Source organism: Bartonella sp. AD328YNZD (assembly GCF_042196425.1).
The window spans coordinates 1-512 of the sequence record NZ_JBHIQG010000900.1 but is presented as its reverse complement, the minus strand read 5'-3'; the positions used below and the strand labels follow the sequence as shown (position 1 = coordinate 512).

Annotated in this window: 1 pseudogene; it reads right to left on the bottom strand. The window is 40.4% G+C overall.

Going from position 1 to position 512, the window contains the following annotated elements:
- A pseudogene (locus ACFIO3_RS15665) lies at positions 1 to 512 on the bottom strand (hypothetical protein); the annotation flags it as partial.

The window sequence follows — 512 nt, the reverse complement described above, 5'->3', positions numbered from 1 at the left end:
CGTTCATTGGTTTCCCAAAGTTGTCCACCATTAACCGCATCTTTCGAACCTTTTTCAACTTTACCATCGGCTACATTAATAATTTTATTCGGCTTTCCATCGCGACCAGCATCATAGGCTTTTTCTTTATCATTCCACTTTAAAGCATCTGAATCAACATTGTTGATGACATCATTAATACGGTTATTTATGTTCACCATACCGCCAGTAACACCACCAAGCGCCTCAGCAACATTATTATAGTTCTTTTCCTCCCCAACTGTGCCATCAGCATTGACTTGAACAATCTTAAAAGTAGGATCTGTCCATTTGCCATTCCCATATTTGGCACCGCCACCGAAATAATTAGCAAGCTGGTTGCTTATGAGATAAAGTTGGTTCCCTGTAATGGCATCCGTTGAACCTTCGGCAATCTCACCATCCAAAAGATACTTTAATTTGCTCTTTGTCTTCTGCCCATCTTTTTCATGACGTGCAACAAATGCTCCTTCTTCATCATCCCACAATAAAGC